The 23022-nt window shown below is 54.6% G+C and carries 17 protein-coding genes; 12 read left to right on the forward strand and 5 right to left on the reverse strand.

What is annotated here, in order from left to right:
- Positions 1–72 precede the first annotated feature (72 nt).
- Together GS12_RS06110 and GS12_RS06115 are read right to left on the reverse strand one after the other, a co-directional pair.
- Positions 73–1308, reverse strand: a complete 1236-nt coding sequence (locus tag GS12_RS06110) for a L,D-transpeptidase family protein (protein ID WP_034944901.1) — start codon at positions 1306–1308, stop codon at positions 73–75.
- A gap of 200 nt (positions 1309–1508) precedes the next feature.
- A complete protein-coding gene (locus GS12_RS06115; protein ID WP_034944903.1) occupies positions 1509–3323 on the reverse strand; it encodes a glycoside hydrolase family 15 protein in 1815 nt (604 codons plus the stop codon).
- A gap of 122 nt (positions 3324–3445) precedes the next feature.
- On the opposite strand from GS12_RS06115, the gene GS12_RS06120 reads away from it, so the two are divergent.
- The gene (locus GS12_RS06120) at positions 3446–4228 is read left to right on the forward strand and encodes an SDR family oxidoreductase (protein ID WP_034913563.1); all 783 of its coding nucleotides are present in this window, start codon (positions 3446–3448) and stop codon (positions 4226–4228) included.
- A 14-nt stretch (positions 4229–4242) separates the two neighbouring features.
- Here GS12_RS06120 and GS12_RS06125 read toward each other — a convergent pair whose 3' ends face one another.
- Positions 4243–4830, reverse strand: coding sequence for a DedA family protein (locus tag GS12_RS06125; protein WP_034944905.1), 588 nt, complete (start codon positions 4828–4830; stop codon positions 4243–4245).
- A gap of 205 nt (positions 4831–5035) precedes the next feature.
- Here GS12_RS06125 and GS12_RS06130 point away from each other — a divergent pair, with 205 nt between their 5' ends.
- From GS12_RS06130 to GS12_RS06140, 3 genes are all read left to right on the forward strand, one after another.
- Positions 5036–5623, forward strand: a complete 588-nt coding sequence (locus GS12_RS06130) for a Yip1 family protein (protein ID WP_034944907.1) — start codon at positions 5036–5038, stop codon at positions 5621–5623.
- A gap of 172 nt (positions 5624–5795) precedes the next feature.
- A complete protein-coding gene (gene pbpG / locus GS12_RS06135) occupies positions 5796–6740 on the forward strand; it encodes a D-alanyl-D-alanine endopeptidase (RefSeq protein WP_407637851.1) in 945 nt (314 codons plus the stop codon).
- A gap of 40 nt (positions 6741–6780) precedes the next feature.
- A complete protein-coding gene (locus tag GS12_RS06140) occupies positions 6781–9210 on the forward strand; it encodes a DUF3772 domain-containing protein (protein ID WP_034944911.1) in 2430 nt (809 codons plus the stop codon).
- 38 nt (positions 9211–9248) lie between these two features.
- Here the strand turns inward: GS12_RS06140 and dld are convergent, their stop codons facing one another.
- Positions 9249–10964, reverse strand: coding sequence for a D-lactate dehydrogenase (gene dld, locus GS12_RS06145; protein ID WP_152601363.1), 1716 nt, complete (start codon positions 10962–10964; stop codon positions 9249–9251).
- Between the two features lie 191 nt (positions 10965–11155).
- Here dld and bglX point away from each other — a divergent pair, with 191 nt between their 5' ends.
- The 7 genes from bglX (at position 11156) to GS12_RS06180 (ending at position 20971) form a co-directional block, all read left to right on the forward strand.
- Entirely contained in the window at positions 11156–13453 is a 2298-nt protein-coding gene (gene bglX / locus GS12_RS06150; protein ID WP_034944914.1) for a beta-glucosidase BglX, read from the forward strand.
- A 4-nt stretch (positions 13454–13457) separates the two neighbouring features.
- Positions 13458–14324, forward strand: a complete 867-nt coding sequence (locus GS12_RS06155; protein WP_034944916.1) for an oxygenase MpaB family protein — start codon at positions 13458–13460, stop codon at positions 14322–14324.
- Positions 14325–15049: 725 nt separating this feature from the next.
- The gene (locus GS12_RS06160) at positions 15050–16333 is read left to right on the forward strand and encodes an HAAAP family serine/threonine permease (protein WP_034944918.1); all 1284 of its coding nucleotides are present in this window, start codon (positions 15050–15052) and stop codon (positions 16331–16333) included.
- Positions 16334–16392: 59 nt separating this feature from the next.
- Complete coding sequence (locus GS12_RS06165) at positions 16393–17760, forward strand: L-serine ammonia-lyase (protein WP_034944920.1); 1368 nt, start codon at positions 16393–16395, stop codon at positions 17758–17760.
- 497 nt (positions 17761–18257) lie between these two features.
- On the forward strand, positions 18258–19322 hold the full coding sequence (locus GS12_RS06170; protein ID WP_034944921.1) for a mechanosensitive ion channel family protein: 1065 nt from the start codon (positions 18258–18260) through the stop codon (positions 19320–19322).
- Positions 19323–19494: 172 nt separating this feature from the next.
- Positions 19495–20523 carry an LLM class flavin-dependent oxidoreductase gene (locus GS12_RS06175; RefSeq protein ID WP_034944923.1) on the forward strand — a complete coding sequence of 343 codons (1029 nt, stop codon included), beginning with the start codon at positions 19495–19497 and terminating at the stop codon, positions 20521–20523.
- Between the two features lie 202 nt (positions 20524–20725).
- The gene (locus GS12_RS06180) at positions 20726–20971 is read left to right on the forward strand and encodes a YmjA family protein (RefSeq protein WP_034944925.1); all 246 of its coding nucleotides are present in this window, start codon (positions 20726–20728) and stop codon (positions 20969–20971) included.
- 118 nt (positions 20972–21089) lie between these two features.
- On the opposite strand, the gene GS12_RS06185 is transcribed toward GS12_RS06180, so the two are convergent.
- Entirely contained in the window at positions 21090–21530 is a 441-nt protein-coding gene (locus GS12_RS06185) for a helix-turn-helix domain-containing protein (RefSeq protein ID WP_034913594.1), read from the reverse strand.
- 287 nt (positions 21531–21817) lie between these two features.
- On the opposite strand from GS12_RS06185, the gene GS12_RS06190 reads away from it, so the two are divergent.
- On the forward strand, positions 21818–22945 hold the full coding sequence (locus tag GS12_RS06190) for a suppressor of fused domain protein (protein ID WP_034944927.1): 1128 nt from the start codon (positions 21818–21820) through the stop codon (positions 22943–22945).
- The last annotated feature ends 77 nt before the right edge of the window (positions 22946–23022 follow it).

Consider the following 23022-nt stretch of genomic DNA (forward strand, 5'->3'; position numbering starts at 1 on the left):
CCATAAAAAAAAGCCATTCGCCTGCGCGAATGGCTTTTCTGCCGATATCCTTCAGCTTTTCAAGCAAACAGCTTAGTTTGCCGCCGTTTTTATGCGTGCGGCTGAGGTCGTGTTCTCATAAACCGGGCCCGGCTGGGAAGGCACGACGAAGGTGCTGTCACCGTTCTCTTCTGACGGCGCCTGAACCGGTGCCGGCGCGGCTTCCGCTGGCGCATCGCCGGTGGTATCGCCCTCAACAGGCGCAGAATTATCAACCGGCGCCGGTTCGGTGCTCTGGCTGGCGTCATGCGCGCCCTGCGGCGTGGCTGGCGTCATCGGCTGCTCGTTCGGCATGTTGCCATCGGTGGCCGGTGCAGCGATCGGGGCGGCTGGCGTATTGTTTGCCTCACCGTTCACTTTGATCGGCATACCAGAGCGGGTTTTCATTGCCGCATCAACCGCAGCAGGGTCGACGCTGGCATCGCCAATCACTTTGTTTACGACGGAAGTGATGGTCAGCGGCACCGGCTCGCGTGAGTTGAACTGCTCTTCGGTCTGCGACAGCGGATTATGCACTTCCATCAGGCGCGAACCGTCCGGCTCAACGCTGGCTTTCACCGGCTGATCGATAAACTGTACGCGCGTGCCCACCGGCACGTTATCGAACAGCCATTTAATATCTTCCGTACGCAGACGCACGCAGCCGTGGCTTACGCGCAGGCCAATACCGAAGTTGGCGTTGGTGCCGTGAATAGCATACAGGCGGCCAATATAGAGCGCGTAAAGACCCATTGGGTTATCGGGGCCGGCAGGAAAGACCTCGGGCAAATTCTCGCCGCGCGCAGTGTACTCTTCGTGCATCTTCCTGGTGGGCGTCCAGGTCGGGCCGTCTTTCTTGCGCTCAACGCTGGTCGTCCAGTTAATCGGCGTATCTTTACCCAGCTCACCGATGCCAATCGGCAGCACCACAACGGTTTTTGTGCCTTTAGGATAATAATAAAGGCGCATCTCCGCGCTGTTAATCACAATGCCTTCACGCGGCGCGTCAGGCAGCAGCAGCTGCTGAGGAATAATCAGCTTACTGCCGGGCTTAGGCAGGTAGACGTCCACGCCCGGATTAGCTTCCAGCACGTTGCTCAGGCCCATTTGATACTGAGCGGCAAAGGCTTCCAGCGGGAGCGTACTGTTGGCGGGTACGGTGATTTCAAGATTCTCACCCACCAGGCGGCTGTTAGCGGCCGGAAGGGAATAAACCACGGCAGAAGCGGAGTGGCTGTATGCTGTGATGGCCAGAACTAAGGTTGCTAACGCGCGAATGCTTATTTTCATATTGTTAAGGTAAAGCGCCAGATTAGGGGTGGATAAACAACTCAGAGCCTGAGCAAACCGGCTCAAAAGCCGCTCCGTTGTGAGCGGCTGCACATTATATGGTCATTTGCGAGCCGGAATAAACCAGCATTTATAACAATCGAACTAATTTTACGTAAAGTTGTCGTCAAAAATTAACGCTGGCTTAAAAAAGAACACATTCAGGGCTGCCAGAGCGGATCATCGCCGCTGAGTTTGCGGTTGAGAAAAAATGCCGCGCTGATTAAGGCCAGATGGCTTAACGCCTGCGGTGTATTCCCCAACGCGCGGCCCTGTTTATCAAACTCTTCCGCGTACAGCCCCAGCGGATTGGCATAGCTTAACAGCTTTTCAAACTCAAAATGCGCTTCGCTTACCCGTCCCGCGCGGGCCAGACATTCCACGTACCAGAAGGAACAGGCCACAAAGGCGCCTTCTTCGCCTTCAAGCCCGTCGGAAGGCGTCTCAGCAATGTTATAGCGCTTCACCAGACCATCCGTCACCAGCTTCTCTTTGATGGTATCCAGCGTTGCCAGCCAGTCGGGGTCCGTCGCACCGACGAAACGCACCAGCGGCATCAGCAGCATCGAGGCATCGACAAAATCGCCGTGGCGGGTGGCGACAAAATGGCCGCGATCGGCATTCCAGAAGTTTTGCCAGATATCGTCACGAATAGCATCTCTGGCCTTGCCCCAGCGCTCCCAGTTGACCGACAGCGAGCGCTTATCACCGAGGCGCAGCGCACGATCCAGGGCTACCCAGCACATCAGCCGCGAATGAAGAAAGTGTTGCGGTTCGCCGCGCATCTCCCAGATGCCGGCATCAGGCTGATTCCAGTTATCGCAAACGTAGTCAATCATTTTACTGACGTGAAGCCAGCCGCGATGCGAAATCGCTTCACCATATTTATTGGCTAAATAAACGGCATCCATCAGTTCGCCATAAATATCCAGCTGGGTCTGATTCCAGGCGTCGTTACCAATCCTGACCGGCGTCGAGTCAGCATAGCCGGACAGGTTCAACAGCTCGGTTTCATGCAGCTCGGTGCCGCTGTCCAGACGGTACATCACCTGAAGCTTTTCAACATCGTGATGGCTGTTCTCCACGCAGCGACCCACCCAATGGGTGAAATGCTTTGCCTCTTCGATGTAGCCCAAACGCATCAGCGCATAAACGCTGAAGGAAGCATCGCGCAGCCAGGTGGCGCGATAATCCCAGTTACGCTCGCCGCCCGGCTCTTCCGGCAGGCCGAACGTTGCCGCTGCCGCGATAGAGCCATGTTTCCACGAGGTCAGCAGCTTCAGCGTCAGCGCCGAACGGTTAACCATCTCCTGCCAGCGGCCTTTGTAATTGCTTTTGGCGCTCCAGTTGCGCCAGTAATTGAGCGTCTCTTGAAAGCAGCGTTCGGTCACCTCTTCATCAAGATGCTTATCGTCGGCGCATCCAAATATAAACTCACGGTGCTCGCCGTTTTTGAGCGTGAAGCGCGCTTCCGCAGCGTTGCCGTTAAGGGTGAACGCCACATTGCCGCACAGTCGCAGCGTCGGTTGATCTTCGGCGCTGAACAGCACGCTGCCCTCTTTTTGGCTGGCCTGCGTGTTGGCGCGCGCATAGTCATGTACCGGTGCGCAGCGCAGGGTGAAACTCGCTTCGCCATGCACCATTTTTATGCGGCGAATAATACGCGGCCGATCGTCCTCCTGGTGGCAAATCGGCATGTAGTCGGTGATTTCCGCCACGCCGTCATCGCCAAGCCAGCGGGTTTGCAGCAGCGTGGTATCGGGCAGGTAAAGCTGTTGTCGACGCGCGTCCGGCCAGTCTGGCGCGATGCTGAAAATACCGGCTTCATCGCCGTCAAGCAGCGCGGTAAACACGGAAGGACTGTCGAGATCGGGCCAGCAAAAATAATCAATGGTGCCGTCGTTGGCGATAAGTGCGCAGGTTTGCAAATCGCCTATTACGCCGTGGTCTTCAATCTTACGTTTTATTTCACTCATGCTTTTCCCCGGTTACGGCAATAGTTAAGGCGGCAGCAGTAACTATAGTCACTGCCGCTGGGGCTGGCGTAATGACGCGATCATCTATACTCACTGGCTTACCACTGAATAAGGAGACACCCATGAGCACGACAGCTAACAGAGTGGCCATCGTGACCGCTTCAGATTCGGGCATTGGCCAGGCCTGCGCCATCATGCTGGCAGAGCAGGGGTTTGACGTTGGCATCACCTGGCGCTCTGACGAAAAGGGCGCACAGCAAACGGCGGAAGCGGTGCGCAAGCACGGTAAAAAGGCGGAGGTTGCCAGGCTTGACCTTGCCGATCCGCAGAAGGGCGGCGAAATGCTGGAGGCGCTGATTGCCCGCTTTGGCCGCATCGATGCGCTGGTGAATAACGCCGGCACGAATGTTAAGGCCGATTTTCTGGAAACCACCTTTGAGGACTGGCGCAAAGTGTTTTCCGTCGACGTGGATGGCGCATTTATTTGCGGGCAGATCGCCGCGCGCCACATGGTTAAGCAGGACGAAGGCGGCAGAATTATCAACATCACCTCCGTTCATGAACACACGCCGCTGCCGGGCTCGGTTGCCTATACCGCTGCCAAACATGCCATGGGCGGTCTGACAAAATCGATGGCGCTGAGCCTGCTGCCGCACAAGATCCTCGTTAATGCCGTGGCGCCTGGCGCGATTGCCACGCCCATGAATGAGATGAGCAATGACGATGCTCACAACATCAGCATGCCGGAGATCCCGGCGGGACGGCCTGGCGATACGCGTGAAATCGCCAGCATGGTGGCCTGGCTGTGCTCACAGTGGTCGAGCTATACCACCGGCCAGTCGTTTGTGATCGACGGCGGTTTCACGCTGGCGAACCCGCAGTTTTTTATGCAAAAAGCGAAGTGACGCCGGGGGGAGCGTTACTCGCTCCCTTCCTCTTTCTCACGCTCTGCACGGCGCTTCAGCCAGAGCCGCACGCTCCATACCAGCAGCAGGATCAACGCCAGCCAGACGAGATATTTCAAATGGTGATTCAGCGCATGCAGCCACGGCGCGACGATCTGGCCGCCCATGTAGCCCAGCGAAACGAAAATGAGCGCCCAGGCGATGGCGCCTGCCACGTTAAGCAAAAGAAACTTCTGCGGCTTCAGCTTGCTGGCCCCGATGATCACCGGCCCGACAATGCGCAGGCCATACATAAATCGCACGCCAATCACAAACAGCACCGGCCGCCTGCGGATCATACGGTTTGCTTTTGCGATCTGCTTCTGGTGTTTTTTGAAACGTTTAAGAATCGGTTCGCCATAGTAGCGACCCAGAAAAAACAGCCCGGTATCGCCCAGAATGCCGCCCAGCATCGCCACCAGCAGCACCCAACCGTAATGCAGTAACCCTTCATGTGCCGCCACGCCGCCCAGCAGCGTGAACGTTTCCCCTTCGGCAATGCAGCCGATAAAAAGCGCCAGATAACCGTACTGGACAATCAACTGGTTTATATCCATATGCAAATCCCTTCCGGTTTGTGCGCTAAAACCCTAAGTCTAACGGCTTTACCGCAATTCGCGTCCGGGAAGATCATTTTTTTAGTGTAATCAGAAGGGATTAGCGCAAAGTTGCAGTGATTAAAAAATAAACACTGCACAACCGCTTATACTTGAGGAACTGCCGTCTGACGGTCGTCAGGCGGGGCGTCAGTTACAGAGGAGTCATAAGATGAGCCATGTATGGGGACTTCTTGCGCATCCCAATCGGGAGATGCGTAGCATCAGGCAAGAGAACGAAACGCTTTCTTATCACTACACCCATCACGTTCTGCTGATGGCGCTGATCCCGGTCGTCTGCGCGTTTATTGGCACTACGCAAATTGGCTGGGACGTGGGCGCCCGGCAGACTATCCCGCTGACGTTATTAAGCGCGGCCGCTCTGGCGATACTGTTCTATGCGCTGATCCTCGGCGGTGTGGCGGTCATGGGGCGGGTGATCTACTGGATGGCGAGGGATTATCCCCAGCGGCCTACGCTGCGTCGCTGCACGGTGTTTGCCGGTTACGTTGCCACGCCGCTGTTCCTCAGCGGGCTGGTCGCGCTCTATCCGCTGGTCTGGCTTTGCGTATTTGTCGGCGCGCTGGCGCTGGTCTATACCGGCTATCTGCTCTACGTGGGTATTCCGCTGTTCCTGAACATCGATCGTGAAGAGAGCCTGCGTTTATCAGGTTCAACGCTGGCCATCGGCGTGCTGGTATTTGAAGTGCTGCTGGCGCTGACGGTGGTGATTTGGGGCTATGGCTATCGGCTGTTCTGATTTTTACGCCGCCGCGCGCGTCGGCGGCTTTTTGGTAATGCCCGGAAATGATTATCATGTAGTCAACATGTTAACGAAAAGCGTATGATGCGCGAGCCAGCTCCCGCTACGTATGCATGGGAGCAGCGTGTGGGATCTCCGCACCTGAATCACTCTCGCTAAGTTTTGAATGATGCCTGAAAAAATTCGTCTCCTCTGGTCCGCACTGGCACTGATGGTTGCCGCCCCTGCCATGATGACTCCGGCCGCCGCCAGTCCGTATCAGGCCAGCGTGGTTGCTGCCGCGCAGCCTGAAATCGCCTCCGGCAGCGCCATGATTGTCGATCTCAATACTAACAAGGTGATCTACGCCAGCCACCCCGACCTGGTGCGACCGATGGCCTCTATCACCAAGCTGATGACGGCGATGGTGGTGCTGGACGCGCGCCTGCCGCTGGACGACATGCTCAGCGTGGATATCAGCCATACGGCAGAGATGCGCGGCATCTATTCACGCGTGCGACTGAACAGCGAAATCAGCCGGAAAGAGATGCTGCTGCTGGCGCTGATGTCGTCGGAGAACCGCGCGGCGGCCAGCCTTGCACATCACTATCCCGGTGGCTACGACGCTTTTATTCGCGCCATGAACGCCAAAGCGCAGTCGCTGGGCATGACCCACACGCGCTACGTTGAGCCGACCGGACTCTCAACGATGAACGTCTCCACGGCGCGCGATTTAACAAAGCTGCTGATCGCCACCAAACGCTATCCGTTGATTGGTCAGCTCAGCACCACGCACGAAGACATGGCCACCTTCCGCAGCCCGAACTATACGCTGCCTTTCCGCAATACCAATCATCTGGTCTACCGGCCGGACTGGAACATCCAGCTCACCAAAACCGGGTTTACCAATCAGGCCGGACATTGCCTGGTGATGCGCACGGTGATCGGTAAACAGCCCGTTGCGCTGGTGGTGATGGACGCTTTCGGAAAATATACCCACTTTGCTGATGCGAATCGCCTGCGTTCATGGATAGAAACGGGTAAAATTTCGCCGGTGCCAGCCGCTGCGTTGAGTTATAAAAAGCAGAAGGCTGCCGAAATGGCGAATATCGACGCATCGGCGTCCAACGAGTAGCGGCGCATGCCGCCAATCTGTTATCCGGGAATGTAGCGTTATGTTCAGGTTAGTTCTTTTTCTTCGCGTCTGTCTGCTGGCGCTGTTGGTATTATCGCCGGTTGTTGCTCAGTCGGCCGGGGCGGATAATTCACAGGGCGAAGAAGCGCCCGTCAAAATCAATGCTGCCGTTGAACTGCCTAAGATGCAGAAAGTGCTGGATAAAATTAAGCAGCAGGTATCGGGCGAAACCAACGACAGCAAACTCAGCGCGCTGGACGATCTGGCGAAGGAGCTTTCCGGCGATGCCGATACGCTGATCCAGAGCATCACGCCGCAGCGCGAACAGCTTCACGCGCAGCTGGCGGTGCTGGGCCCGGCGCCCAAACCGGAAAGCGGGGTGAAAGAGACGGCGGAAGTCACGCAAAAGCGTAAAAGTCTTGAAAGCCAAAAAAGCAAGATGGACGACCAGATCAAACAGGCCGAAGCGATTAAGAGCGGCGCGATCAATCTGTCATCACAAATCGTCAATCTGCGCCGCGACGCGCTGAAAACGCAGCTGGCGCTGAACGCGGGCAGTATTTTCGGCCCGCGCTTCTGGGCGCCGGTGTTTAACGACCAGAACGGCGACGGCGACAAACTGCGCAGTTTTTGCGATGAACTGCTGGGCACCGCCGCGCTCTCATGGGAGCCAGGCTGGCGCGCGGGCACCGCATTATGGATTGTCGCGGCGCTGCTGGTGGCCTCGCTGGGACGCCGCTACCTGGAGCAGTTTCTGGCCTGGGTCGGCATAAATCTGCTGCCGGAAGGACGTCTGCGCCGCAGCTTCCTGGCCGCCGCCACCGCCCTGACCACGCTGGTGGCTATCGTGCTGGCCTTTAACTTTCTCGATCTTGCGTTTACCCGACATGATGAAGTGGGCGACGGCGTCAGAAACTTTGGCGATAATCTGGTGCGCCTGAGCGTCTCCTGCGGGCTGATTGCCGGGCTGGGCAGGGCGTTTCTCTCCACGCGTCGCCCCTCATGGCGACTGCCGAACATCTCTCATGACGTGGCGCTGGCGCTGAAGCCTTTTCCACCGCTCACCGCCGCGCTGGTATTTATTTTCCAGATGGTCGAGGCGCTCAACAGCAGCGCCAATACCAGCGTGAGTACCACGGTATTTGCCAACGGCCTGACCGCGCTGCTGATTGGCGCGACGGCGCTCTCGATCAGCTTTCGTACCAAACGCGTACGTCGCCAGATGATTCTGGCCGGTACGCCGCCGGAGGCGAAATCGACGCTGGTGGGCCTGATCCAGATGGCGATCACCCTGGTGGGCGTCGCAATCATGGTGACGCTGGTCATCGGCTACGTCACCTTCGCCCGTTTTCTCAGCTATGAGCTGATCTGGATGGGCGTCGTATTCGGTTCGTTCTATATACTCACGCAACTGGTGACGGACGGCTGTGAAAGTCTCTTCTCCATGAACACCGCGTCCGGTAAAAGTATTCAGCGATCGCTGAATATCGACGAACGCCACCTTCAGCAGGTTGCGGCGGTGCTGGCGGCGCTGGGTAAAACGTTCCTGGTGCTGGCTGCGGCGATGGCGGTGCTTAACGGTACATTCAGCAGCGCCACGCCGATTGAGCTGGTGCAAAAAGCCATTGAGTTCTGGGGCGGTAAAGGACTTGAATCGCTGAATATCGTCCCGGCCCACGTACTGAATGCGCTGCTTTGTCTGATCGTCGGCATCTACATACTGCGTTCGGTAAGGCGCTGGCTGGAACATGACTTCCTGCCTAAAACCACCATGGACGTCGGCATGCGTGTGTCACTGACCACGCTGTTGAGCAACCTTGGCTACGTTACCGTCTTCCTGTTGGCGCTGTCGGTGATGGGGCTGCAATGGAATAAACTGGCATGGATCGTCAGCGCCCTGTCGGTGGGTATCGGTTTCGGTCTTCAGGAGATTGTGAAGAACTTTATTTCCGGCCTGATCCTGCTGACCGAACGACCGGTGAAAGTGGGCGATCTGGTAAGCATCAGCGGCATCGAAGGCGATATTCGTCGCATCAACGTGCGCGCCACGGAAATCCAGCTTGGCGACAAATCAACGGTAATTGTGCCGAACTCTCAGCTGATCTCGCAGAACGTGCGCAACGCCACCATGGGCAACGCGCAGGGCGTGGCGACCATCACACTGACGTTTCCGCTGGATATCGATCCGCAACAGGTGCGTGAACTGCTGCTGGACGTGTTCAACCAGAACGAACGCATTCTTGAAAACCCGGAGCCGTCGGTCACCTTTAAAGATCTGACGTCGACAGGCATCGTGATGTCGGTTACCGGCAACGTCGCCAGCCCGCGTCAGGTGGCGGGCGCGAAAAGCGATCTGCTGTTCGATATTCTGACGCGCCTGCGCAAAGAGGGCGTGGTGCTTTCCACGCCGCAGACGATGATCGTCGAACAGCGCAACGGCAATGTGGTGATGAAAGAACCCGAAGCCTGACGCCAGAGCCGGGCGGTGTGGATTGCCGCCCGGCGCGCTCAGTGGGGCTTCCCGCAGCAGCCCCAGCCTTTGGCCTTGCTGGTTTTACCAATGCCAGGGTTAAAGCTGTTGGTGGGATCGAGCTGCTGATAAAATGCCTTAAGCTGCGGTTTCGCTTCGTAAAGATGACCAACGTTGTGCTCGGCGGGATACTCCGCGCCCCGTGCCGCAAGGATCGCCAGCATTTTCTCTTTCAGCGCATGCGCATCAACGCCTTTCTTCACGATATAGTCCTGATGGAAGACATGGCAGAAAAAATGGCCGTAGTAGAGTCGATGCACCAGCGCGTCATCAAACTCAGGCGGCAGCCGTTCAAACCAGTCGCGATCGTTACGGCGTAGCGCGATATCCAGCGCCAGAATATCCTCCACCTCATCGTGATGCACCGCGTGGTAGCGCACGGCGGCCCCGGCGGCGGCAAAGCGATGCAGAAAGGCCTTCGCGCCCTCTTCCGGGGTACATTCAAAAAACTCGCCGTCCGCCTGGCTGAAAAACTGATTTAAATAGCGGCGCGCCTCGTCGACGCCCGGCCCGGACATCTTCAGCATCAGGTGATGTTCAAAACGATCGCGATACTGTTTCAGCCGCTTCGGCAGATGCGCAGGCAGCAGCGCGCTGAGTTTTTGCAGCAGGCGATCGCTGAAATGCGGACGCACAAAAGAGAGATTATTGAGCAGCGCGTCCACGCGCCCTTTCAGCGAAAAGAACAGCGGCATTTTGTCGGTGCCGAGCTTGTCGATCATCACAAAGGTATCTTTGCCATAAACGTTGGCGATATCGAAAATATCGCGATGCAGGTACTCGCCGGCGACCGGCAGTTCACTGAATTCGCTCAGAATGTGGCGACGGATTTCGCCCAGCGCCTGCGTATCGTTGGTGCCGATATAGAAGACCTGCTGAGCGCGTTCGGCGGCAAATGTATCAAGCCGTACCGCAAACACCGCCAGCTTGCCCGCGCAGCCGGAGGCTTCGTACAGCCTGCGCGCATCGGCGTTGAAGCGCGATGGCGTGTCCGCTGCCACATCGCGCACCCGCGCGGCGTAATCGTGGTCGGAGGCGAGCCGCTGGTCATGGCGCACGTCGCCCGGTTGCCAGGCTTCATCATCCAGGCGGCGTAATATCTCCTCCGGCGAGCTGCCGAGTTCGATGCCGAGATGGTTGACCAGTCGCAGCCTGCCCTGTGGGTCGATTTGCGCAAAAAGCGCCATTTCGCTGTAGGCCGGACCGCGTTTCACCAGTGCGCCGCCTGAGTTATTACACACGCCGCCGAGGACAGACGCGCCGATGCAGGAGGAGCCAATCACCGAATGCGGCTCGCGTCCCAGCGGCTTCAGCACTTTCTCTAACTGGTAAAGCGTGCTGCCCGGAAAGGCCAGCACCTGTTTCCCTTCCTCAATAAGCTGAATTTTATCCATTCGCCGCGTGCTGACGATCACAATGTCGCGATCGTAATCGTTGCCATTCGGCGTGGAGCCTTCCGTCAGGCCGGTGTTGGCCGCCTGCATTAATATAATCACGTCGGCCGCCACGCAGGCCTGCAATATTCGCCACTGCTCCAGCAGCGAACCGGGAAAAACCACCGCCAGGGCATCGCCCTGACCGGAGCGGAAGCCTTTACGATAGCGTTCTGTTTTGCGGGGATCGGTCAGTAAATGCGCGCCGCCGACGATGCGGCGCAGGTCTGCTATCAGCGGTTGTCCTGAAGCGTTCTGCATATCCATTGTCCTCTGAGATGTCACGCCTTTACTTTAGCACCACTTCATCGTTCACTCAGGAGCAAAACCTGGAGCCAGATCGCGGCAATCGGTAGAAAACTATCTGCTATCCTCAACTTATGGCACACTGCAACGGTGATTTTGCCAATTCGTGATTTCCTGTCCGACTCTATTTGAGAGAAACCAACCTGATGAAATGGATTTGCTCTGTCAGCCTTGCTGTGACCCTGGCGCTGCAACCTGCGTTTGCTGAAAATCAACCCGTTAAACATCCGTTAACACCGGAAGCGCGCGACGCATTCGTAACCGATCTGCTGAAAAAAATGACGCTTGATGAAAAAATTGGTCAGCTCAGGCTGATCAGCGTTGGGCCGGATAATCCGAAAGAAGCCATTCGCGAAATGATCGGGAAAGAGCAGGTTGGCGCCATCTTCAATACCGTTACGCGCAAAGACATTCGCGCGATGCAGGATCAGGTCATGCAGCTCAGCCGCCTGAAAATCCCTCTGTTTTTTGCCTATGACGTGATACACGGACAGCGTACCGTTTTCCCCATTCCATTAGGGCTGGCGGCAAGCTGGGATCTGGACGCGGTGGCGACAGTCGGGCGGATTTCCGCTTATGAAGCAGCCGATGATGGCCTGAATATGACCTGGGCGCCGATGGTAGACGTCAGCCGCGAGCCGCGTTGGGGCAGGGTGTCGGAAGGTTTGGGTGAGGATACTTATCTGACCTCAAGCATGGGCCGCACGCTGGTTGAATCCATGCAGGGCAAAAGCGCGGCCGATCGCTATTCGGTAATGACCAGCGTGAAGCATTTCGCCGCCTATGGCGCGGTGGAGGGCGGGCGTGATTACAATACGGTGGATATGAGTCCACAGCGGCTGGCGCAGGACTATTTGCCGCCTTATAAAGCCGCGCTGGACGCAGGCAGCGGCGGCGTGATGGTGGCACTGAATTCGCTCAACGGCGTGCCTGCGACCGCCGACAGCTGGCTGCTTAAAGATGTGCTGCGCAATGACTGGAAGTTTAAAGGCATCACCATCAGCGATCACGGCGCCATTAAAGAGCTGATCAAACACGGCGTGGCCAGCGATCCGCAGGATGCGGTGCGCATTGCGATCCAGTCCGGCGTCAACATGAGCATGAGCGATGAGTATTACAGCAAATATCTGCCGGATTTAGTGAAACGCGGCAGGGTGAGCGAGCAGGAAATTGACGATGCCACGCGCCACGTGCTGAACGTAAAATATGACATGGGCCTGTTTAACGATCCCTACAGTCATCTGGGGCCGCAAGAGAGCGATCCGCAGGATAATAATGCCGAAAGCCGCCTGCATCGCGAGGAAGCGCGAGACGTTGCGCGTAAAAGTATCGTGCTGCTGAAAAACCGCCTCGAGACGCTGCCGCTGAAGAAATCCGGTACCATCGCGCTGGTCGGGCCGCTGGCGGACAGCCAGCGCGATATCATGGGAAGCTGGTCTGCGGCGGGCAGGGCAGAGCAGTCCGTTACCGTGCTCCAGGGGCTGAAAAACGCCATTGGCGACAAAGCAACCCTCCTTTATGCCAAAGGCGCAAACGTCACCGATAACAAAGGCATTCAGGAATTCCTTAACAAATATGAACAAGCGGTAACGGTCGACAGCCGCTCGCCGCAGCAGATGGTCGACGAAGCGGTTGAGATCGCGAAAAAAGCCGATGTGGTGGTGGCGGTGATCGGCGAGGCGCAGGGCATGGCGCATGAAGCGTCAAGCCGCAGCGACATTACTATTCCGCCGAGCCAGCTGGCGCTGGTCGATGCGCTGAAAACCACTGGCAAACCGCTGGTGCTGGTGCTGATGAACGGCCGCCCTCTGGCGCTGGTGAAAGAAAATATGCAGGCCGATGCGCTGCTGGAAACCTGGTTTAGCGGCACCGAAGGCGGCAACGCCATCGCCGACGTGCTGTTCGGCGATTACAATCCATCGGGCAAGCTGCCGATGTCCTTCCCGCGCTCGGTGGGGCAAATCCCGATTTATTATAATCACCTCAACAGCGGCCGCCCTTATGACGCCGACCATCCCAATAAATACACCTCGCATTACTACGATGCGGCAAACGGCCCGCTGTTCCCGTTTGGCTATGGGCTGAGCTATACCACCTTTACCGTTTCGCCCGTAACCCTGTCGTCGAAAACCATGGCGCGTGACGGCAGCGTTAACGCCAGCGTGACGGTCACCAATACCGGTAAACGCGAGGGTGCAACGGTGGTGCAGATGTACCTGCGCGATCGGGTCGCCAGCATCAGCCGTCCGGTGAAAGAGCTGAAAGGCTTTAAGCGTATTATGCTGAAAGCGGGTGAGGCGCAAACGGTCACCTTCCCGATTGACGTTAAGGCGCTGTCGTTCTGGAATGCAAAAATGCAGCACGTGGCGGAGCCGGGTAAGTTCAGCGTGATGATCGGGCTGGATTCGGTACGCACGCGCGACGCTGAATTCGACTACCGGTAGCATCATGCCGTCGCTGCGGGACAGAATTCAACAGCAGGTGTTTCGCCTTAACGGGCTGGCGCTGAACGAATTCGATCTCTCACAGCCGCCGGGCGATCCGGGCCTGTATGGCCCGGAAAGCGTTATCTGGCGCGTACATGGCGATTTCCCCTCAATGCTGTGCGGCGGGATTTCTGCGCTGCTGATGCAGATGCTTCATCCACTCGCGCTGGCGGGCGTATGGGATCACTCCACCTTCCGGCAGGATATGATGGGCCGCCTGCGGCGCACCAGCCAGTTTATTGCCGTCACTACCTTTGGCAACCATGCCGATGCGCAGACGCTGATTGAGCGTGTCAAACGTATTCATTTGCAGGTGAGCGGCACTGACACCGAGGGCGTTCCCTATGCCGCCAGCGATCCCGCGCTGCTGACCTGGGTGCATGTTGCCGAAACCAGCCGCTTTCTCGCTGCCCATCTGCGCTATAAAAATCCCTGCCTGAGCCTGGCGGAACAGGATCGCTACTATGAGGAAGCGGCGCGCGTAGCGGAAGCGCTGGGCGCAACGGCGGTGCCAAAAACGGTGCGCGACGTGAATGATTATCTGCTGGCGATGCGGCCTGCGCTACGCTGCGATGCGCGTACGCGTGAAGTTCTGACGCTGCTATTAAACGTACCCGCGCCCTCGTGGCAGGCGCGTCCGGCGATGAGCATGATGATGATGGGCGGTATTGAACTGCTGCCCGACTGGGTGCAACAGCAGTTTGGTTTCCACTTTTCACGCTCGCGACGCTGGTTTATTCAGCAGCGTATGCGCCTGCTCGCAGTGACGCTGCGTTGGGCAATCCGACGCGGCGCTTATCAGCGGGCGATGGAAAGAGTGGGGCGATGAACTTAAGACCACTCTACTGATGTAAGCAATGCGCAACATCCGAAAGAAAAATACCTTAAAAATTTTTTCCACGCGGCTGATTATTGGATATTGATTCGCGAAGCGTATGATATATGGCATTGTCATTTGGGTCGTTTTATAAAATACAGGGCGGAAAAGAAAAAATAGTAAAAAAGTACGATTAAATTTTGAAAGGTTATTTACAGTGCCTGTGAGTATGAAATAGTAGATTATCATCTGCACGATTGTTCTTTCCGGTTGTCACGGTTATAAATATCAGGTGCCGCAAACTTATCGCGCTGACGCTCATATATAAAGATACCGTCTGTGCTAGCGTCGCCCCTGGTGACGACGGGAAATCAGCTTTCCATTAAGCTCACTTCGCCACTTGAACAAAGGAGAAGTATATTTCCTTCAGATCGTCATTTTTCAACTTTCTTTTACTCATCACCGGTAAAGAAGATCACAGTAAACGTAGAAAGTGATTGGCAGGTTGTTTTTTGTTCTGATAACAGGATGCAATGGTAATCTCAGTGGATAAAGTATTAAAAGTGATACCGAGAAGAAATAATTATTTTACGTATTAGTTTTGATGCGTTAATAGTACCATCAATGAACGATGTAGTGTGATCTGTATGCATATTTACGAACGGTAATTTGTATTACTATAGTGAAAGTTAAATATACCACTATTTTATTCAAAATATAGATATCACAGAGGTTTTATGGATACCGTTCAAAATACGCTTGCCACGCATAAGGCCAGTAGTTGGAGAAAAAGCGATATCGTCTGGATGTTGGGGCTGTACGGAACCGCCATTGGTGCAGGCGTGCTTTTCCTGCCAATTAATGCTGGCGGCGGTGGAATGCTGCCGCTGATGGTGATGGCCGTGCTGGCTTTCCCGATGACGTTCTTCGCCCATCGTGGGCTTACGCGCTTTGTACTGTCGGGAAAAAATCCGGGAGAAGATATTACTGAAGTGGTTGAGGAACATTTCGGTATTGGCGCAGGCAAGCTGATTACCTTGCTCTATTTTTTTGCTATCTATCCCATCCTGCTTGTTTACAGCGTGGCGATCACCAATACGGTTGAAAGCTTTTTGTTGCACCAGCTTCACCTTACGCCGCCGCCCCGCGCTGTGCTTTCACTGATTTTAATCCTCGGAATGATGACCATTGTCCGCCTGGGCGAGCAGATGATTGTTAAAGCGATGAGCGTACTGGTTTTTCCCTTCGTTGCCGCGCTGATGCTGCTGGCCTGCTATTTGATCCCGCATTGGAACAGTGCCGCTTTCGACACGCTCTCCTTCAACAGCGCGTCGTCTACGGGCAACGGCCTGTGGATGACGCTGTGGCTGGCCATCCCGGTTATGGTTTTCTCCTTTAACCACTCGCCTATTATCTCCTCTTTCGCCGTGGCGAAGCGGGAAGAGTACGGCGAAAATGCCGAACGAAAATGTTCGAAAATACTGGCCTGCGCGCACGTTATGATGGTTCTTACCGTGATGTTCTTCGTGTTCAGTTGCGTACTCAGTCTCTCGCCTGCGGATCTGGCTGAAGCAAAAGCGCAGAATATCTCTATTCTCTCTTATCTCGCGAATCACTTTAATGCGCCGGTTATCGCCTGGATGGCGCCGATCATTGCCATTATCGCCATAACTAAATCTTTTCTTGGTCACTATTTAGGCGCCCGTGAAGGTTTTAATGGCATGGTGATTAAATCACTGCGCAGCCGGGGTAAAAGTATTGAGGCAGGCCGTCTCAATAAGCTAACCGCGCTGTTTATGCTGGTGAGCACCTGGCTTGTCGCAACGCTTAATCCAAGCATCCTCGGAATGATTGAGACGTTAGGTGGGCCGATTATTGCCACCATTTTGTTCCTGATGCCAATGTATGCCATTCAGAAAGTCCCTGCGATGCGCAAATACAGCGGTCATATCAGTAACGTCTTTATCGTGGTAATGGGACTCATCGCCATTTCGGCCATTGCTTATTCACTGGTTAATTAATTTAACTTCCTCTTCAGGGATACCCTCTGCGTGTCCCTGTTATTGCACACAGGTGCTTTATGATCAGCGTTTTCGATATTTTCAAAGTCAGTATTGGCCCGTCCAGTTCACATACCGTCGGGCCAATGAAAGCAGGAAAACACTTTACCGATTGTCTGCGTGAAAAAGGTCTGTTGGATAACGTGACGCGACTGGTGGTCGATGTCTATGGTTCACTTTCATTAACCGGCAAAGGTCATCACACCGATATTGCTATTATTCTCGGTTTGTCCGGTTATCTGCCCGATACGGTCGATGTCGACGCCATATCGGTGATGATTAAAGACGTTAACGACAAAAATCGTTTAATTATTGATGAAGGTCGGCGTGAAATTGCCTTTCCCGTTACGGAATGTATGCGATTTCATAATGAATTTCTTCCGCTGCATGAAAATGGCATGAGTATTACCGCTTTTAGTGACGGCAGAATGATGCATTCTCAAACCTATTATTCCACGGGCGGCGGATTTATTGTCACGGAAGAGGAGTTTGGTAAAAATCAGGAAGCGGAGTGCGCTATTCCGTTCCCTTTTTATTCCGCACGCAACCTGCTGGCGCATTGTCATGATAATTGTTTATCGATTTCAGCCGTAATGATGAAAAATGAAGTTGCCCGCCACGGCAGAAGCGACGTCGAGCAACAGATGGCGGCGATCTGGGAAACGATGAAAAATGCGATTCATCGGGGAATGAAAACCGAAGGTACGCTCCCCGGCCCGTTGAAAGTGCCGCGTCGGGCTTCCGCACTGCATCGCGTATTAGAACCCCAGGGACAGCATGTAACGCCGCTGAGCGCGATGGACTGGGTGAATATGTTTGCGATGGCCGTCAGTGAGGAGAATGCCTCTGGCGGGCGGGTAGTCACCGCCCCCACCAATGGCGCCTGCGGTATCATTCCGGCGGTCATCGCCTATTATGATCGCTTTGTACAGCCAGTGACGCCTGAAATTTATACGCGCTATTACCTGACCGCCGGTGCCATCGGGATTCTTTATAAAATGAATGCCTCTATTTCCGGCGCGGAAGTAGGCTGTCAGGGCGAGGTGGGCGTGGCCTGTTCAATGGCGTCTGCTGGCCTGGCCGAACTGCTTGGCGGCAGTCCGGAGAAAGTATGCATCGCGGCGGAGATCGGCATGGAACATAACCTGGGGCTGACCTGCGATCCTGTTGCAGGCCAGGTTCAGGTGCCGTGCATTGAACGCAATGCTATCGCCGCCGTAAAGGCCATTAATGCAGCAAGCATGGCGATGTACCGTACCAGCGATCCTAAAGTCTCGCTGGATAAAGTCATTGAAACCATGTTTGAAACCGGCAAAGACATGAACGCCAAATACCGTGAAACGGCGCGGGGCGGCCTGGCGATTAAAGTTGCCGTTTGCGAAGCCTGAACAGGCGAACAACCGTCTCGCTGGCAGGCGGTTGTTCTTTGTTGCCAGTCAGAACGACAATCCTTCCCTCAATCCCCGGGTATATTCCTGTAATGAAGCAACGGGCGCAAAGTGTGGACATGCACAGCCTTGCTGACATTGCGGCCTTCGACTTTTGACATTTTTGGCCTGTCGCGCTCCGGCGTGCCCAACCGGCGCCTCCGGCCATCGCGTCCGTTACAGGCCGATGACGCCGGGGCGGTTTAAGCGCACCCATCCTGCTACCCTGACAGGGAAATAAGAATTTCTCATAAATTTCAGTAGATTGTGATTGCGCGTTCATAAAACATCGATTTCTGTGTTAGGTTTTATGGGTTAAGGAAGTTAATTAATTAGATTTTTGATAAACTAATGTGCATTAATTATATAAACCTCAGATAACCGTGAAGACAACGGTTACTGGATTTTCGTGACTTATCAGACAACTACAGGTTGTTGGCTGAATATAAGGGAAAATAATGCCATTAATATTTGGTGAGTTATCTGGCGCTCCAGTATGGGTGCCTGCTGTATTGCTCGTCACTCTCTCATTCGCACTGGGTTTCCTGGCCCGGTTTATACTTCTCAGGTTCATCCGCTACTGGCAGAATCGTGACAGGAAGTTATTCAAATCGCTTGAAAAACATCTTCGTGGATCAATGTTTTTTTTCATTCCCTTAATGTTAATAAACGTAGGGATTAATTATTTTAACATTCATCCAGACTCCCTTGCGTTTATTACAACCATTATTAATGTTTTTATAATATTATCCTTTTGCTCCGTATTAATTCGATTAACTAATGTTGCGCAGGATATGCTTTTTATACGCTATGATATTAATCTCTCGAATAACCTTCGTGCGCGGAAAATTCGCACTCAGATAATATATGTCAAAAAGGTCGCTATTGTAATTCTGGTGGCCTTCTGTCTTTCTCTGATTCTACTCAGCTTTCCTGGTGTTCGAAAATTTGGCACGACAATTCTGGCCGGTGCCGGGGTTGCAGGAATAATCATTGGGTTTGCCCTTCAGAAGTCTCTTGTCAATCTGTTTGCCGGTATTCAGATAGCCTTTACACAACCTATAAAAATCGATGATGCCGTGGTCGTTGAAAACGAATGGGGCTGGATTGAGGAGATAAATCTGACCTATGTTGTTGTGCGTATCTGGGATCTGCGCCGACTGGTCTTGCCCATTACCTACTTTACAGAAAATGCCTTTCAGAACTGGACGCGTAATAACGCACAAATATTAGGATCTGTTTTTCTTTACCTTGATTATTCGATGCCATTAGAACCTCTCCGTAAGCATTTTGAAAAAATACTCAGTGAAACAAAACTGTGGGATCAACAGACTCAGGTGCTTCAGGTTACCGATGCTAATGACAAAACCATGACCATCAGATTGTTAATGACTGCCCAGAATTCCCCCATCGCCTGGGATTTACGCTGCCATGTCCGGGAAAAAATGATTGAATTTATTCAGCAAAATTATCCGCAGAGCCTGCCTCACGTAAGGGCTACGCTGACCGATTCCAGTGTTTGATAGTCCGGGAGCTCACTCGGTCAATTTATTTGATGCATTATGTTAAACAAACGATATTTATTCTCATCAGGTAACGCGTAAAGTAGGGATAACACGAGGCGGGGAAGGCTTGTTTGAGCATCAACACTGCCAACCTGCTGAGAATTTCCCGCGAGATCAGGATAAATACGTCATGAAAAAGATTGGATTTTTGTCATTTGGTCACTGGACGCCGTCGCCGCAGTCCGGAACCCGTTCGGCCGCTGACGCGCTGCTGCAATCCATCGACCTGGCGGTTGCCGCTGAAGAATTGGGGGCGGACGGCGCGTATTTCAGGGTGCATCACTTTGCCCGACAGCTCAGCGCGCCGTTTCCTCTGCTGTCCGCGATCGGCGCAAAAACCCGCCGTATTGAAATCGGCACGGGCGTTATCGACATGCGCTATGAAAACCCGCTGTATATGGCGGAGGATGCAGGGGCAGCGGACTTGATCGCCGGTGGACGTTTACAGTTGGGGATCAGCCGCGGTTCCCCGGAGCAGGTGATTGATGGCTGGCGCTATTTTGGCTATGCCCCTTCCGAAGGAGAAAACGAGTCTGATATGGCGCGCCGTCACACCGAGGTGCTGTTGGACGTGCTGCGTGGCGAAGGCTTTGCGAAACCCAATCCGCAGCCGATGTTTCCGAACCCGCCAGGCCTGTTACGCCCTGAGCCACATTCTGAAGGTTTGCGCGACCGTATCTGGTGGGGCGCCGGTTCAAATGCGACGGCGGTGTGGGCCGCGAAACTGGGCATGAACCTGCAAAGTTCCACGCTGAAAGACGATGAAACAGGTGAACCTTTTCACATTCAGCAGGCAAAACAGATCCGGGCGTACCGCGAGGCCTGGGCGGAAGCGGGGCATACACGTACGCCACGCGTCTCGGTCAGCCGCAGTATTTTTGCCCTGATGGACGATCGTGACCGGATGTATTTTGGTGCAGGCCGTGAAGATAATGATAAGGTCGGTTTCCTGGATGAGAAAACGCGCGCGATTTTCGGGCGCAGCTATGCCGCAGAACCGGACAAGCTGATCGCACAGTTGAAACAGGATGAGGCAATTGCCGAAGCGGATACGCTATTGCTGACCGTGCCGAATCAGCTGGGCGTGGATTACAACGTCCACGTTATCGAGTCCATTCTGAAGCACGTCGCGCCGTCAATGGGCTGGCGCGAGGCATAAGTCTGGCAGGAAAAACGCCGCGCATGTTGTACACTATGCGCGGCATTTAATCGCAACCCGCAGGCTGGATTATCTTATGGCGCAGTCAGTAACGGATAAATCGCCTCCGGTGCCCTTGTTGAGCCCACAGATATTTCCTCTCCTCAAGCGACCTGATACCAGAAGTAAATACTCGCCATCACTTACCCTTCAGAGGTGACTTATGACTAAAGATGTACCGCTTAAATTTTATGACATCGTGGATGAGTATTCGACGGAATCTGCAACACCGGTGAGCGAGTCAGAACGTAAACATCTGGCCCATTATTTTCAGTTACTGATCGCCCGCCTGATGAATAATGAAGAAATCAGTGAGAATGCGCAGGCAGAGATGGCCAGCGAAGCCGGCATTGACGCGCTTCGTATTGATGAGATAGCGACGTTTTTGAATCAATGGGGCAATGAGTAGCGCCTGGCGGGTTCATGATGCGCACCCTGCGAAGTAGCCAGGGTTATCTCCGCTCCGTGCCGATCATCAGCTTTTTTTTCAGGAGATTTCGGCGGTTTTATTCATTACGTCGCCGCCTTTATTTTTCCGGCTCTTTTGAACCAAAAGACCAGACCAGATTGCTGGTCGCCGAAGAAACAAACCATTCATTGATGCCGCTCTCGTTTTTTGTTCCCTCTTCTTTTGTTAAAGCAGAGCAGCGCTCTTTCAACGGCGTCTGTTTTTTACGGATCCGGATCCGCGCGCATGAATCCTTGCTGAACTGCGCGTTAAACGTGCGAATATGCGAATCAAATAAAATCGACTCCAGCTGATGCAGGCTCTCCAGACCACGCAGGAGACCTATCAGCGTGCTCAGCGTCACCGATTCACCTAATTCAACGCGCTTGATCGTGGCAATACCTACGCGCGAACGTTCCGCCAGCTCAATTTGCGAAAGCCCCAGCTGCATGCGAGTTTCTTTAATCCGGTGACAGAGTTCAGCAATAATTTCACTGTCCGACATGGTGCTGAAACGCATCTTAACTCCTGTAGTGTTTTCTCAAACAAGCGCGGTATGGCCTGCAAAGTGAACGGCAGCGATCATAACAGAGCCATTTTCCTCAACGGAATTTTTCAGCGCAATACTTAACCAAAATCAGAAAAGGACAAAAAACAGGCGTTGTGAAGGTGATCAGGCGCGATGTGGCGCCAGCACCGCGCGTTTTGAGACTCTTCTCCTTGTCGTGATATGGCGTGACATATCATCCTTCTTTACGCTAAGGGAAACTTCAGGAAAAGGATTCCGCCCTATCACGTCGAGGCTTTATGACACAGTCGTACCGCATTGCTGAGTTCCCTAATCAGCAGCAAACGCTTATCGCTACGGTTGAACAGGATGAGCGCACCGCCTATTTTTATATCTGGCCAGCCGAACCGTTTCGTACGCAGTTTGCCGTGCGCGGTTGTTGGTTGCGTAACCTGCTGCCCGCACCGGCTCGCGAAGACGTTGAAGCGATGGAGCAGGGCATTGCGCCGCTGTTAAGCGCGGAACATTGCCGCACGCTCGAAGCGGAACCTGCGCTGGACCCCGCCGGTTTGCAGGTGATATGGGAACCGGCCGATGACGGCGCCGCGCTGTGGTATCAGGGGCAACTGCTGGCGGTGATCCCCGGCTGGAGCCTCTATCAGAATCGACAGGTCAGCTTTTCCGCAGGCTGCATCAGGGAAAACCGGCTTACCGCGCCGCTCGGTTCGGCCTCCACCAATGACTACTACGCCCGAGCCGAGTCGCATCGTCACTTCTGGCGCGACTGGCACGATGGACACCTCTGGGAACCGCTTCAGCGGGAACTGCTTAAGCGCTATGAATCACGCTATGGCGATTCGCTCAAATACTACACCATAGACCAGGGCAGCTGGCCACCGATGGCCATCTCTCAGCACTTTCATCAGGGCTGCTGGTATTTTCTCACCGTTGGTATGTGCATCCGCCCGATGCCGTGGGTTGATTTTCTTTACGAGGATCTGGCGCCTCAGTATCGGCGCACCGAGCTGGCGATGGCGATTGATGCAGAGGTGATGACCGAAGAGAACGCGGTACAAATGGCCAGCGCGCTGGCGGGTTTTGCGCACTATCCCTGGGCGCGGCTCAGCTGGTTAGGTGAAGGGCACACGCTGGAATCTGCCGTTGCGCCGGTCGGCTTCGACGGCTTTATACTGTCTGGGGCGCTCGCGGGCGAAGCGGGGCAGCTTGCGCTGCCGAAGCGTGACGGTGAGAAGGTTAACCTGCTGTGGACGACGCCCGTCACCGCCGCCGAGCGCGAATTTGCCGAGGCCGGTGACAACGGCGGTCTGCGGTTGATCGAGAAACTGCGGGAATACGGCGCACACCATATTTTCCTTCCCCGTCAGCAGGTGGTGGAGCCGCCAGCGCCAGGCGCCACCGCGTCATAAAGAAAATCTGACGCCGTCCTCTCAAGTTATTTTCCGCTGCGCCGTTAACTCGATCAGGCAATCATGCCTGATTGAGT

Source organism: Erwinia oleae (genome assembly GCF_000770305.1).
GTDB classification, from domain to species: Bacteria; Pseudomonadota; Gammaproteobacteria; order Enterobacterales; family Enterobacteriaceae; genus Erwinia; species Erwinia oleae.